Below are 13255 nucleotides of genomic sequence, written 5' to 3'. Positions count from 1 at the left end.
CACCTGCTCCCGGTAGGGTTCGGGGATGCGCTTCGGGGAGCTGCTGCGGACGCTCCGAGGGCGGGCCGGCCTGACGCAGCGCGAGCTCGCGCTGCGGACCGGGCTGAGCGCGGCGGCGATTCGGGACCTGGAGCAGGGCCGGACCAGGAGCCCTAAGGCGGAGTCTGTTGAGCTGCTGGCGACGGCGCTCGGGGTGGATGCTGCGGTTCTGCGCGTTGCTGGACGGTCGGTGAGTGCGCAGGAAGCGACGGATGGTCCGGTGCGGGTCGGGATCCTGGGGCCGCTGGAGGTCTGGCGTGGGACGGCGCGGGTGCGGGTGGAGTCGGATCAGCAGCGTGCGCTGCTGGCGAGGCTGGCGCTGAGTGCGGGGAGTCCGGTCGGCTCCGACGAGCTGATCGAGCTGCTGTGGACGGACGCCGTCCCGGCGAATGCGGCCGAGTTGCTGCAGACGCGGGTCGCGCGGCTTCGGCGTACGCTCGAGCCGCCGGGGCCGGTGATCGTCGGGGACCGCGCCGGCTATCGGCTGGAGGCGACGCCGGAGTCCCTTGATTTGCTGCGGTTTCGGGAGCTGATCGCCGGCGGCGAGCCGGGGGCGGCGGCCGGGTTGTGGCGTGGCGAGACCGATGTCGAGGCCTTGACCAACGACCCGCGCTATCGAGGTCTCGCGCAGGAGTACGCCGATGCGGTCCGGGCCGGCGCGGTGGTGTCGCGGGCGGCGGGCGATCCCGAAGCGGCGCTGCACCAGCTGCGCGAGCTCGCCGCGCGGCACGAGCTGGACGAGCCGCTGCACGTCGAGCTGATCCGTACGCTCGCGGCCGCCGACCGGCAGGCCGAGGCGCTGACGGCCTACGACCGGATCCGGACCGCGCTCGTCCGTGAGCTCGGCGTCGATCCCGGCGAGCAGCTCCGCGCCGCGCACCTCGCCGTGCTGCGGCCGGAGCCCCCGGCCGTCCAGCAGACGCCGTCCGCTCCACCGGACTTCGTCGGCCGCGCGAGCGAGCTGACCCAGATCCAGGCGGCCCTCGGCGACCAGGCCGCCATCTCGTCGCGGGTCGTGCTGATCAACGGCATCGCCGGCGTCGGCAAGACCGCGCTCGCCCTGACGGCGGCGCACCGGTTGCGCGCCGCGTACCCGGACGGCCAGTTGTACGCCGACCTGCGCGGCAACGACTCGGCGACCGCGCCGCTCCAGGTGCTCGGCCGGTTCCTGCGCGCGCTCGGCGTACCGAGCCGCCGCATCGGCAGCGACGAGGGTGAGCTGGCCGCCGTCCTGCGCAGCGAGCTGGCGAACCGGCGCATGCTGATGGTCCTCGACAATGCCCGCGACGCGCGGCAGGTCCGGTCGTTGCTGCCCGGTGCCGGCCCCAGCGACGTGATCGTCACCAGCCGCCGGCGCCTCCCCGAGCTGGACGCCGTCGCGGTCATCGATCTCGAACCGCTCCCCCGCGACGACGCGATCCGGCTGATCAGCTCCACCGCCCGGATCGGCCCCGACCAGGACGGCGTCGGCGCGCTCGCCGAGGCCTGTGCCCGGCTGCCGCTGGCGCTGCGGATCGCCGGTTCCCGGCTCGCCACCCGCCGCGAGTGGTCCGTCGCGGACCTGACCCGGCGGCTGGCCGACCACAACCGCCGGTTGAGCGAGCTGAGCGTCGGCGACTCCGGCGTCCTGACCAGTTTGGAACTCGGCTACAGCGACCTCGGCGCGGCAGCGCAGCGAGCCTTCCGGCTCTGCAGCCTGCACCCCGGCGACGACTTCAGCGCCGACAGCACAGCGATCCTGCTCGGGACGCCGACCGCCGATGCGGAGCACATCCTGGAGGACCTCCTCGAGGCGAACATGCTCATGCAGCTCACCAAGGACCGCTACCGCTTCCACGACCTGCTCGGCCTCTACGCCGGCCGCCTGTGCGCCGCGGACGCCGAGGCCCCGGACGCGCGGGCCAAGCTGCACACCTGGTACGCCGAAGCGGTCACGGCCGCGATCAGTCAGGCGTACCCACGCGTCGTCCGGCTCAGCAGCCACCCCGAGCCCGAGCGATTCTTCAGCACCGACACTGCGGCGCTGGCCTGGCTCGACGCCGAGTTGCCCGCGCTCCTGGCCGTCGTCCACGAGACTCCGGAGCTGTCCTGGCGGATCGTCGATCAGCTCCGCGGCTACTTCCTACTGAATCGGCATGCCGACGGCTGGCTCGCGGCAGCGCAGGCCGGGGCCGCCGCGACGGACGATCACACCGTCCAGGTCGCGATGCTGATCAACCGCGGGCAGGCCCTCGCGGAGGCGGGCCGGGACAGCGAGGCCCTCGCCGACTGCCTCGCCGCCCACGCGCTCGCCGTCGCAGTCGGTTGGATGGCGGCCGCGTCGTACGTCGCCCATCAGCTCGGCTGGTTCCAGCTCGAACGCGGCGTCCTGCCGGATGCGGAGCTGTGGATGCGCCGCGCGCTGGAGCTGGTCGAGGACCAGGACCACGTGCGGGCCATCATCCTGAACGGCCTGGGGATGTCGCGGCTCTACCAGGGTGAGCTCCAGGAGGCCGCGGACATGTTCACCGCGGCACTGGACATCGAGCCGCTGCTGCCCATCCGCGGCAATCTGGCCAGCGCCCTGCGGCAGCTGGGCGCCGTCGACGAAGCGGCCGAGCTGCTGGACGACGTACTGCGTGGCTACCAGGAGCGCGCCGACCGCCGCGGCGAGCTGTCCACCCTGGACGAGCAGGCGCGGCTGCGCAGCCAGCTCGGGGACGGCGACGCCGCGCTGGCCCTCGCGCTTCGCGCCCATGAACTCGCGAACGGATTGCGCGATCGCAAGGCGCAGGCGCAGACCGCGGGCGCCGTCGCGCAGGCCCATCTGACCCGCCAGGACTTCGCCGCGGCCGTCGAGTGGAGCAACGCCGGTCTCGCGATCGCGACCGGCGTCCATCCGTATCTCGAAGCGCAGGCGCTGCTCGTCCTGGCGGCCGCGCGGCACCGCGCCGACGAGCTGGGGCTCGCACTTGACGCGGCCGAACAGGCGGCGCGGATCGCCGCGCGCTGCGGCTTCGGGCTGCTCGCGCGGGCGGCCGCGGAGAGCCTCCGCGACAATCGGGAACGACGCGGTTTCGCTGATCGGGTCTCGCCCTATTAGGGTCTGCCGGGTGTCTATTCTCGATGTCGCCACATCAGACCACGAAGTACAGAACGTCGAAGACCGCCCCTGGCGCGAGGTGTCGGATGTCGGCGTCGCCGCCGCCCGGCTGGAGTGGGCCGGCGCGGCCCGCGAGATGCTGCTCGGAGCGGCCCGCAAGTACCAGGCGCTGGTGCAGCTGAAGGATCTCGCCGCCGGCGTCCAGGAGCTGACCCGCCTGCAGACCAGGCAGGCCACCCGGCTGTGGATCGGCGGTGTCCTCGCCGAGGTCTACGCCGAGAACCTGCGCCGCGGCGAGCCGATGCTGCCGGCCCTGTGCGTGAACCCCGACGAAAGCGTCTTCGACGGCTACGCCGTGATCGTCGGCGCCGCGACCGGTGACACCCCGGCCGACGCCGATGCCCACGCCTCCCACGAGCGCCTCGCCGCGCACCGCTACTTCGAGGCGGCCGGCCTGCCCGCCGACGGCGGCAGCGCGATGATCCCGCTGAAGCTCGGCGCCGCCCGCGCCCGGGCCCGCAAGGCCGCCATCGCCGAGCGCCCGATCAAGAAATGCCCGCTCTGCAACCTGCAGACCCCCGCCAACGGGATCTGCGACACCTGCGACTGACCCCGGAATCTCGGTAGCGGCCCGGCCGCGGAAGAGCGATGCTCTTCCCAGCCGGGTCGACGGGGGTGGGTTGTGGACGTGCCGCTACGGCGGAACCGGCCGTTCGCGTTCTTCTGGACGGCCCAGCTGCTGTCGAACGCCGGGACGCAGGTCAGCGAGCTCGCGATCCCGCTGATCGCGGTGCTCGCGCTGTCGGCCGGGCCGGCCGAGATGGGCGTGCTGACCGCCCTGGAGTCGCTGCCGAGTCTGGTGCTCGCGCTGTTCCTCGGCGTGTACGTCGACCGGATCCGCCGCGGGCGGCTGTTGATCTGGGCCAACATCGGGCAGGGCGCGCTGATCGCGACGGTCCCGATCGCGGCCGCCTTCGGCTGGCTGACGATGGGTCAGCTGTACGTCGTCACGTTCGCAGTGGGCTCGCTGGCGCTGGCGTACGGGCTCGCGCAGACGGCGTACGTACCGGTCCTCGTCACTGATCAGCGGCGGCTGACGGCGGCGAACAGCAGTATGGCTCTGACCGACTCGATCACCGCAGTCGCCGGGCCAGGGCTCGGCGGCGTGCTCGTTCAGTTGCTGACGGCACCTATCGCGATCGCCGTGGACGCCGCGTCGTTCTTCGTCGCCGCCGTCCTGCAAGCGCTCGGCCGCGGTCCCGACCCGCGACCGGTCCGGGAGCAGCACCACTTCGGCGTCGCGCTCCGGGCCGGCTTCACGGCCTTCCGCGCGCAGCCCGGCATCGTCGCGATCACCGCCGGCAAAGGCTGCGCGGACTTCTTCCACTGGGGCGCGCTCGCCCTCTTCGTCCTGTACGCCGTCCGCGAGCTCGGCCTGTCCCCCGCCGCGATCGGCGCCATCGCCGTGCTCGGCTCGCTCGGGCCGCTGCTGGCCGGCGTCCTGACCACGCCGGTCAGCCGCCGGTTCGGGACCGCCGGGCCCGCCGTTGTCGCCGCCGTCCTGTTCGGCGGCGGGCTGCTGACGCCGTTCGCCGCCGGGCCGGACCTGCTGTTGATCGCGATCATCGGGCTCGGCCAGTTCCTGCTGGGCCTCGGCGTCGTCTACCTGATCATCATTCGCGCGACACTGCTACAACGCACCGTCGAGCCGGCCCTGCTGGGCCGGGTCGGTGCGGTCATCCGGCTGGTCGAGTGGGGCACCGGGCCGGTCGGCGGGCTGTTCGGCGGCTTCCTCGGCGCGACCCTCGGGCTACGCCCCGCGCTGATCGTGCTCGGGATCGGCACGCTGGCCGCCGTCCCGTGGCTGATCGTCGCGGCGGCCCGGGGGCACCTCGACTAGCGCAGTGCGGTGGCGAACAGTGGGACGACTTTGTCGAGGGCGTAGCCGATCGAGAGGATCGAGTCGGTCGCGAAGGCGCTGCTGAGGGTCTTGTCGGTGAAGACGACGACGCGGCCGTCCTTGACCGAGGGGACCTTCTGGAAGAGCGGGTCGCCGGTGATCTTGGCCGCGTCGACGCCGATCGGGGCCATCACGGTCAGGTCGGCGTCCAGCAGGTCGAGTTTCTCCTGGGAGATCTTGATCGAGAAGCCGGAGGTGGCCAGCGCCTGGACCTTCGGGTTGTTCTTGAAGCCGAGCCGCTCGACGAAGTCGACCCGGCCGGTGCCGTTGACGTAGGCGCCGTACCCCTCGCTGGTCCGGGAGCCGAGCGTGATCGTCTTACCGGCGAAACCGGGGTTCTCGGCGACGGTCTTGGCGAACCGCTCCTTGGTCTCGGCGATCAGCTTGCGGCCCTGCTCGACCCGGCCGAGCGCGGCGGCGACTATCTCGGTCTGCTTCTCCCACGACAGCTTGTACGAGTCGCCGCCTTCCGGGACGCCGACCGTGGTCGCGATCGCCTTGAGCGTGTCGTACCGGGTCTGGTCACCGCTCGACTTGGTGTCGAGGATCAGGTCGGGTTTCAGCGCGGCGATCTGCTCGTACTCCGGCTCCAGCGTGCCGATCTTCTTCGGCGCCTGCTGATAGCGGCCGGTGGCCCACGGGCCGAGGCCGTCGCCGCCGAAGGCCAGCCAGTCACTCGCGCCGACCGGCTCGACGCCGAGCGCCAGCGCGGTCTCGGCGTCCCCCCAGCCGAGCGCGACGACCCGCTTGGGCTCAGCGGGGATGGTGATCTCGCCGAACTTGGTCTGCACCTTGGAGAAGGCGCCGCCGGCGGCGTCGTCCGAACCGCCGCCGGAACAGCCGGCAACCGCCAGCAGGACCACCGCTACCGCCGTACCGATCAGGCCGTGAGGCCGCAGAATGCGCATGCCTTGAGGTTAGCCTGCCCTAATTTCGGACCGGATCCGGCCCGGTGGCTGAGACGCGCTCCGGCCGCCGCGCGGAACGCGGATGATCGGGGAGGTAGCGATTCGTCACGACCAGGGAGCCCGCTGTGAGCACGCTGAACGAGTTCGAGGATGTCGCCCGGCTGGAGCAGGGGCTGGCGGTGGCGTCGACCCTCCGGGCCGATCACAGCATCCAGTCCTCGGTGGTGAACGTCGGCATCCTCGAGCACCCGATCGACGGCGACCCGGTGATCGCCTTCGTCACCTACGGGAAGGTGAAGCTGGCCAACCTGCGGGCGCGGCACCGGCTCAGCCTGACCGTGCGCTCCGGCTGGCGCTGGGTCACCGCCGAGGGCGACGCCGAGCTGATCGGCCCCGACGACCCGTACGCCGGGATCGGCGCCGAGCGCCTGCGCGTACTGCTGCGGGAGATCTTCACCGCCGCGGGCGGCAACCATGACGACTGGTCGGAGTACGACCGCGTCATGGCTGCCGACCGCCGGGCCGCCGTCCTCTTGCGGCCCCTTCGGACGTACGGCTCCTAGTAGCGCCCGAAAACCCACTGCGACGGCGCGGCGGGATCGTCCCCGCGCCAGAACCCGGCCCACAGGTCGCGGAACTCCGCCCGCGACAACTGCCCGTCGCCGTTCAGGTCGAGCTGCGGGAACACGTCCTCGATCCCGTCGCTGGACCCCTTCCACGCGTAGACGACCTGTTTGTGCTCCTCGAGCGCGATCCGGTCGTCGCCGTTCTGGTCGATCGCGTCGAACATCGCGTCCGCGGTCGCGTAGACGGCGTCGTCCATCCCCGGCAGCTGGTCGACCACGTTCATCAGCTCGTCCAGCGAGACCCGATCGGCACGCTCGGCCCCCGACAACGCCGCCACCGCCGACCACCAGCCCATCATCACCGCGCGCATCCGCTCGTACTCAGGACTCCCCGCCGCCCACCCGCGCAACCCGACCCAGCGCGCGGTCAGCGCCTCGAAGTCCCCCTCCTCCAAATAACCGTTGCCATCGGCATCCATCGCCGCGAACACCCCGGCAACCTTCCGGCGCTGAAAATCAGTAGCCACCAGCACTCCCTCCGCAGCCCGTCACCGCCTCGGACGATACGCCGCGAAACCCCCAACACGCCCGGTCATCAGCCCCCCAACTCCCCCACCACCCCGAAGAATTTCCGCCCCGGCCTACTTCTCCGGGAGGTTGAAGGTGAGGCCGGTGGCTTGTTCGGCGTGGGCCCAGAGGAGGGCGGACTGGGTGGGGTCGGTGGTTGGGGGTTTCAGGAGGGTGGGCGGGCCGAAGGTGAGGTATTTCGGGCCGTAGTACTGGCCGCCGGCAACGGAGGGGGCGGTGGCAGCGTGGAGGGCGGAGCGGGCGGCTCGGTGTTTGCCCTGGATGGGAAGGGCGGGCGCTCGGCGGGGCGGCGTGAACGCGTCGACGCTGAGGCCGGGGTGGGCTGCGACCGCGAGTATGTCGGCGCCGGCGGCGCGGAGGCGGCGGTCGAGTTCGGCGGTGAAGTGCAGGACGGCGTGCCGGGACTGGGCGTACGCCTTGGACTGGGAGTAGGAGCGTTCGGACTCGAGGTCGTCGGCGTCGAAGCGGATGAACTTCGTCATCAGGCTGCCAACGGCGACGACGCGGCTGCCAGGGGTGGCACGCAGGATCGGCAGCGCTTGCGCAGTCAGGGCGAAGTGGCCGAGATGATTGGTGCCGAAGGCAAGCTCGAAGCCTTGCCGGGTGGTCTCGCGCCGCTTGCCGGCGTTGACCCCCGCGTTGAGGATCAGGCCGTCGAGCCGCTCCAGCGCGGTGAGCCGGTTGGCCGCGGCGGCGGTCGAGTCGAGGTCGGCGAGGTCGAGCGGTACGACGTCGGCTACGGGACGACCGGTCGCCGTGTGGATCGCGGCCGCGGCTCGCCGTCCGCGATCGGCGTTGCGAGCGAGGAGGACGACGTCCGCGCCGGTCGCGGCGAGCTGCTCGGCGATGAAGTAGCCGATACCGGCATTGCCGCCGGTGACGGCGTAGACGCGGCTCACGCGAGGGCTCCGAGCAGGAGGGTCTGGAAGGTGTCGCGGACGGCGTCGGCGAACGGCACGTTGAGGACAGTGAGGTCGGCAGGCAGATCGACGTCGGCCAGGAGGATCTCCGTAGCGCGGGTCTGCGCCCAGAGCGCACCGGCGAGCAGAGTTCCGCGGCTGGCGAGGTTGGCGACGACCAGCTCGTCTTTCGCGGCCAACTCCGGGACAGCGCGAGCCAGGAGCACGGTCAACCGATTCAGGTCGGCCAGCGAGGTCTGCTTGAAGGCGATGGCGGTCTCGACGCTGATCTTGCGCTCCAGGACGAGCGCCTGAGCGCTGATCAGCTCACAGAACAGCGGCTGCCCCGTCAGACTCTGCGCGAATGCGTCCGCCGCCGCGGCCGCCCGCTTGCGCACCCCCGACCGCGGGTGCGGCGGCTTCAGCAGGACGTCGAGCTCGTCGAGCCAGCGAACGGTCTCGACGTGGACGAGCTCGAGCAGGATCGCCTCACGGGACTCGAAGTACCGCAGCACGTTGGACGTCGCCAGCCCGGCCCGGCGGCCGAGCGCGTTCAGCGAGATCTCCGCCAGCGGCAGCTCGCGCAGCATCTCGCGGGCCGCGTCGACGATCTCCGCCTGCCGGGCGGAGCGCTGCTCTTCGGTCCGGGCGCGCTGGAAAGTGCTCATGATCACTACTGTACCCGATAAGAGAACGCTACTCTGTTATTAACAGAACACCGTTCTCTTATTGGAGTCACCGATGAACGACCCGCACACCGAACAGATCACCTTCGACTCGGCCGGCAGCACCCTGACCGGCACCTTGTTCCACCCGGCCGGCGTCGACAGGCCCCGGCCGGCCGTCGTCGTGGCCGGAGCCTGGGCGACCGTGCGCGAGCAGATGGCCTCCGGCTACGCCCGGGAGCTGGCAGCCCGCGGCTTCATCGCGCTCGCCTTCGACTTCCACAGCTGGGGCGCGAGCAGCGGGCGGCCGCGCTCACTGGAGGATCCGTTCCGCAAGGCGGACGACATCGTTGCTGCAGCCACCTATCTGTCCACCCGGGACGACGTCGCCGCCGTCACCGGGCTCGGCGTCTGCGCAGGCGCCGCCTACTTGGCGACCGCCGCCACAAAGACCGATCTGATCGAATTCGTCGCACTCATCGCCCCGGCGCTACCGAGCCGCGCCACGACGATCAGCACCCTCGGCGGCCAGGCCGGTGCCGACGCGCTGCTCGCGGCGGCTCACCAGGCCGCGGACGAGTACCGGCGGACCGGGGTCGAGCAGTTGGTTCCCGCGGTCGACCAGACCACCGCCACCGGCTACTACGCCGACCCGACCCGCGGCCGGATCCCCGAATGGGACAACACCTTCAACCCGGCGTCCTGGACGAGCTGGCTGGACTACGACGCCCAAGCGGCCGCCGACGTCCTGAAGCAGCCGCTCCTCATCATGCACAGCGAGGCCGCCGCCAGCCCGGAAAGTGTGCACGAGTTCGCCGCCCGGGTCGCCCAGGTCGAGGAGATCTGGCTGGACGACGTAACCCAGTTCGACTTCTACGACCGGCCGGACGCCGTGCGGGCCGCCGTCGACGCAGCGGTGCGGCACTTCCGGCGTCCGGTCAGCTAACGGTCTTCGACGTGCAGTAGAGGGCGTCCAGGGCTTGCATGTACTTGTCGCGGACGATGGCTCGTTTGAGTTTGAGGGTTGGGGTCAGCTCGCCTGAGACGCTGTCCCAGAGCGTCGGGAGGAGGGCCCAGCGTTTGACCTGTTCGACGCGGGAGAGGCGCTCGTTGCCGGCCTGGACGGCTCGGTCGATCTCGGCGCGGACGGCGGCGTCCGTTACGGCCTCCGACGGACTGGCGGCCGTGATGCCGCGGGCGGCGCACCAGCGTTGCCAGTCGGAGTCCAGGGTGATCAGGGCAACGAGGTAGGGCCGGTTGTCGCCGTGCACGTAGACCGCGCCGATCAGCTCGGACGCCGACGACAGCGCTTGCTCGACATTCGCGGCGGAGATGTTCTTGCCGGCGGCATTGATGATCAGCTCCTTCTTCCGGCCGACGATCGACACGTTGCCGTCGGCATCGAAACGAGCGAGATCGCCGGTGTGCAGCCAGCCGTTGGCGAAGGTGCCGGCGGTCGCCTCCGGGCGGTTCAGGTAGCCGGGTGAGATGATCCGGCCGCGGGCCAGCAGCTCACCGTCGTCCGCCAGCCGCAACTCGACGCCCGGCAGGGCCGGGCCGACCGTTCCGAGCCGGGGCGATCGGAGCGAGTTCAGGGTCAGGACGGCGGAGGTCTCGGTCATCCCGTACGCCTCGACGATCGTGATGCCGAGGCCCCGGAAGAAGACCAGCACGTCGGGCGCGATCGGCGCCGCGCCGCTGACCGCGACGACGAGCTCGTCCAGCCCCATCGCCGTCCGCACCCGCCGGTACACGAGCCGCTCGAAGAGCGCATGCTGGATCCGCGTCCCCGGCCCGGCCTTCGCGATGCCGAACCGGTCGCTGCCGACTCGCCGGGCCACCGCGAGCGCCTGACCGATCAGCGCACGGCGCCAGCGCACCGGCTCGCCGGTCGCGCGCTCGGTCACGGCGCCGAGCAGCTTCTCCCACACCCGAGGCACCGCGAGGAAGACGTGCGGGCGGATCAGTGGCAGCTCGGTGGCCAGCGTCCGCAGATCGCGGACATAGGTGACGGTCGAGATCAGCGCGCAGCCGAGGTAGTGGGTGATGATTCGCTCTGCCATGTGGGCCAGCGGTAGGTAGGAGATCTGCCGCCGCCCCGGCGCGGGCAGCTCGCCCAGGTCCGCGGCGACCCGGGCCAGGACGCCGTCCAGGACGGTCCGGATCCCGGCGTGGGTGACGATCGTGCCTTTCGGCGGTCCCGTCGTCCCTGAGGTGTAGACGATCGTGGCCGCGTCGTCCGGCGTCACCTGCTCGGCCGCTTGGTACACCTCGCCGATCCGCTCCGGCAGCGAGCCCAGCGCGGCCGCCGTCAGCACTTCGAAGGACAGGACGCCGGACGGCGCGGGGCCCGACCCGACGACGATGATCGCCCGCAACTCCGGCAGCCGGTCCCGGATCGCCAGCCACGCCGGCAGGAACTCGGCGTCCACGATGCACACCCGGCAGGCCGAATCCCCTGCCACATAAGCGAGTTGATCGGGGGCGAGGGTGTTGTAGTACGACGTCGGCGTCGCTCCGGCGAGCATCGCGCCGACGTCCGCGAGGACGTGCTCGGCCCGGTTCACCAGCTGCAGGCCGACCACGTCACCGGCCGCGACTCCGAGGTCGAGGAGGACCAGCGCGATCGCCGCCGCGTGCTGCTCGTACTCGGCCCAGGTGAGCCGCCGCTCACCGTCGACGATCGCCAGGACGTCGCCGTACTCGGCCGCGTTCCGGCGGATCAGACTCAGGACGGTGCCCCCGGCGACAGCGCTGCGCGGCATCCGTACCTCCACTGGGAACGGGAACGGTAATCTGGATTACCGAATATAAGGACGGCGGTAGGCTGTGGCAATGGCTCGTGCGGCAGGAGATCCGGAGCGCAGCTACGCGGGTGTACCGCTGGCCCGGCGCCGCGCCGAGCGGCGCGACCGGCTGCTGGCCGCCGGGGTCGAGCTCTTCACCTCGGTCGGCTACCAGCAGACCAAGATCACCGAGCTGTGCGCGGCGGCCGGGATGTCGAACCGCGGCTTCTACCAGGAGTTCGACAGCAAGGAAGAGCTGCTACTGGCGCTGCACGCGCGGACGAACCAGCTCGCGTACGACCACGTCAGCCAGGCGCTGACCGCGCTGGACGTCGTCGACGTCCGCGCGCGGATCGGCCGACTGGTCGACGTGTTCATGGCCGCGGTGATGTCCGACCCGCGGCTCCCCCGACTGAACTACGTCGAGGCCGTCGGGGTCAGCCCGGCGCTGGAGCGCCAGCACGAGGAGTGGGTCGGCCGCTGGAGCGCGCTGATCGAGCAGGAGGCCGACCGGGCCGCCGCGATCGGCACGGCGCCGCGGCGCGACTTCCACCTGACCGCGATCGCGCTGGTCGGTGCGCTCACCGGCCTGCTCCGCGAATGGCAGGCGCACGCCGCGCACTACCCGCCCACGGAGATCGCCGCCGAGGCCAAGGCGGTCATCCTGGCGGCGATCACCCGCTAGCTCTGGTCGCGCTCGGCCGAATGGCCGCGCAGCGAGCCGGCGTGCGCCTTCGCATCCGGGTCCCGGCTGGTCTTGACCAGGCTCGCGACGATCACGACGGCCAGGATGCCGATGATCACGCCGAGGCTGACCGGGGTGGAGACCTCGGGCACGCTCGGGTGGATGTCGACGTGCGCCCAGTGCAGGATCAGCTTGACGCCGATGAAGGCGAGGATGATCGCCAGCCCGGCCGACAGGTAGACGAGCCGGTCCAGCAGGCCCTTGACCAGGAAGAACAGCGCCCGCAGGCCGAGCAGCGCGAACGCGTTCGCGGTGAACACGATGTACGGCTCCTCGGTGACGCCGAAGACGGCCGGGATCGAGTCCAGCGCGAACAGCAGGTCGACCCCGCCGATCGCGACCAGCACGACGAACAGCGGCGTGACGAACCGGCGCCCGTCGATCCGGGTGATCAGCTTGCCCCCGGCGTACTCCTCGGTCACCGGCAGCACCCGCCGCGCGGTCTTGACGATCACGTTGTTCTCGACGTCCGGATCCTCGTTGCGATGCCGGAACAGCTGGACGGCGGTGTAGAGCAGCAGCAACCCGAAGAGCAGGAACATGAACGAGAACAGCGACAGCAGCGTCGCCCCGACCGCGATGAAGATCGCCCGCATCACCAGCGCCAGCACGATCCCGAACGTCAGCACCTTGTGCTGATGCTCCTCCGGCACTGCGAACGTCGTCATGATGATCACGAACACGAACAGGTTGTCGACCGACAGGCTCTTCTCCACCACGTACCCGGCGAAGTACTCCGCCCCGTACGACCCGCCGTACGCACTCATGAACCAGATGCCGAAGGCAACCGCCACCAGCACGTAGAACACCGACCAGGCCGCCGCCTCCCGGAACCCCACCCGATGCGGCCGCACCGCCGCACTCACCAGATCCACCGCCAGCAGCACCACAATCAGCCCGATGGTCAGAACCCACGTCAGCCCACTGATCTCGAACATGCCGCCAGCCTAGCGGGCCGTCCACGACAGCAGCCGGTCATCGCGCCGGTTTCTGTCGGCGGCGTCGCCTACGGTCGCG

At 71.1% G+C, this 13255-nt stretch carries 12 protein-coding genes; 6 read left to right on the top strand and 6 right to left on the bottom strand.

Annotation, left to right across the window (positions count from 1 at the left end):
- Positions 1-25: 25 nt before the first annotated feature.
- The 3 genes from ACZ6ZD_RS25985 (at position 26) to ACZ6ZD_RS25975 (ending at position 5021) form a co-directional block, all read left to right on the top strand.
- On the top strand, positions 26-3121 hold the full coding sequence (locus ACZ6ZD_RS25985) for a BTAD domain-containing putative transcriptional regulator (RefSeq protein ID WP_465676473.1): 3096 nt from the start codon (positions 26-28) through the stop codon (positions 3119-3121).
- Positions 3122-3131: 10 nt separating this feature from the next.
- Positions 3132-3731 carry a hypothetical protein gene (locus ACZ6ZD_RS25980; RefSeq protein WP_465676471.1) on the top strand — a complete coding sequence of 200 codons (600 nt, stop codon included), beginning with the start codon at positions 3132-3134 and terminating at the stop codon, positions 3729-3731.
- Positions 3732-3809: 78 nt separating this feature from the next.
- Positions 3810-5021 carry an MFS transporter gene (locus tag ACZ6ZD_RS25975; RefSeq protein ID WP_465676469.1) on the top strand — a complete coding sequence of 404 codons (1212 nt, stop codon included), beginning with the start codon at positions 3810-3812 and terminating at the stop codon, positions 5019-5021.
- Here the strand turns inward: ACZ6ZD_RS25975 and ACZ6ZD_RS25970 are convergent.
- Positions 5018-5989, bottom strand: a complete 972-nt coding sequence (locus tag ACZ6ZD_RS25970) for an iron-siderophore ABC transporter substrate-binding protein (protein WP_465676467.1) — start codon at positions 5987-5989, stop codon at positions 5018-5020. The two genes, ACZ6ZD_RS25975 and ACZ6ZD_RS25970, sit on opposite strands and share 4 nt — an antisense overlap.
- 125 nt (positions 5990-6114) lie before the next feature.
- Here ACZ6ZD_RS25970 and ACZ6ZD_RS25965 point away from each other — a divergent pair, with 125 nt between their 5' ends.
- On the top strand, positions 6115-6552 hold the full coding sequence (locus ACZ6ZD_RS25965) for a TIGR03618 family F420-dependent PPOX class oxidoreductase (RefSeq protein ID WP_465676465.1): 438 nt from the start codon (positions 6115-6117) through the stop codon (positions 6550-6552).
- Here ACZ6ZD_RS25965 and ACZ6ZD_RS25960 read toward each other — a convergent pair.
- The 3 genes from ACZ6ZD_RS25960 to ACZ6ZD_RS25950 all read right to left on the bottom strand — a co-directional run bounded on the left by ACZ6ZD_RS25960 (position 6549) and on the right by ACZ6ZD_RS25950 (position 8710).
- Positions 6549-7082: an EF-hand domain-containing protein gene (locus ACZ6ZD_RS25960; protein WP_465676463.1), complete on the bottom strand. Its 534-nt coding sequence runs from the start codon at positions 7080-7082 to the stop codon at positions 6549-6551. The genes ACZ6ZD_RS25965 and ACZ6ZD_RS25960 overlap by 4 nt on opposite strands.
- Before the next feature lie 114 nt (positions 7083-7196).
- Entirely contained in the window at positions 7197-8042 is an 846-nt protein-coding gene (locus ACZ6ZD_RS25955; protein WP_465676461.1) for an SDR family NAD(P)-dependent oxidoreductase, read from the bottom strand.
- Positions 8039-8710: a TetR/AcrR family transcriptional regulator gene (locus tag ACZ6ZD_RS25950; protein WP_465676459.1), complete on the bottom strand. Its 672-nt coding sequence runs from the start codon at positions 8708-8710 to the stop codon at positions 8039-8041. Before ACZ6ZD_RS25950 ends, ACZ6ZD_RS25955 begins: the two co-directional genes overlap by 4 nt.
- Before the next feature lie 73 nt (positions 8711-8783).
- Here ACZ6ZD_RS25950 and ACZ6ZD_RS25945 point away from each other — a divergent pair, with 73 nt between their 5' ends.
- Complete coding sequence (locus ACZ6ZD_RS25945) at positions 8784-9653, top strand: alpha/beta hydrolase (RefSeq protein WP_465676457.1); 870 nt, start codon at positions 8784-8786, stop codon at positions 9651-9653.
- Here ACZ6ZD_RS25945 and ACZ6ZD_RS25940 read toward each other — a convergent pair.
- Positions 9646-11472, bottom strand: coding sequence for an AMP-dependent synthetase/ligase (locus tag ACZ6ZD_RS25940; protein WP_465676455.1), 1827 nt, complete (start codon positions 11470-11472; stop codon positions 9646-9648). The two genes, ACZ6ZD_RS25945 and ACZ6ZD_RS25940, sit on opposite strands and share 8 nt — an antisense overlap.
- 70 nt (positions 11473-11542) lie before the next feature.
- Between ACZ6ZD_RS25940 and ACZ6ZD_RS25935 the strand changes: the two genes are divergently transcribed.
- Positions 11543-12178 carry a TetR/AcrR family transcriptional regulator gene (locus ACZ6ZD_RS25935; protein WP_465676453.1) on the top strand — a complete coding sequence of 212 codons (636 nt, stop codon included), beginning with the start codon at positions 11543-11545 and terminating at the stop codon, positions 12176-12178.
- Here the strand turns inward: ACZ6ZD_RS25935 and ACZ6ZD_RS25930 are convergent.
- Positions 12175-13176, bottom strand: a complete 1002-nt coding sequence (locus ACZ6ZD_RS25930) for a TerC family protein (RefSeq protein WP_465676451.1) — start codon at positions 13174-13176, stop codon at positions 12175-12177. The two genes, ACZ6ZD_RS25935 and ACZ6ZD_RS25930, sit on opposite strands and share 4 nt — an antisense overlap.
- Positions 13177-13255 lie beyond the last annotated feature (79 nt).

The organism is Kribbella sp. NPDC104218, assembly GCF_055584105.1.
The sequence above is the reverse complement of the archived record's forward strand: the minus strand, read 5'-3'. Positions and strand labels throughout refer to the sequence as shown.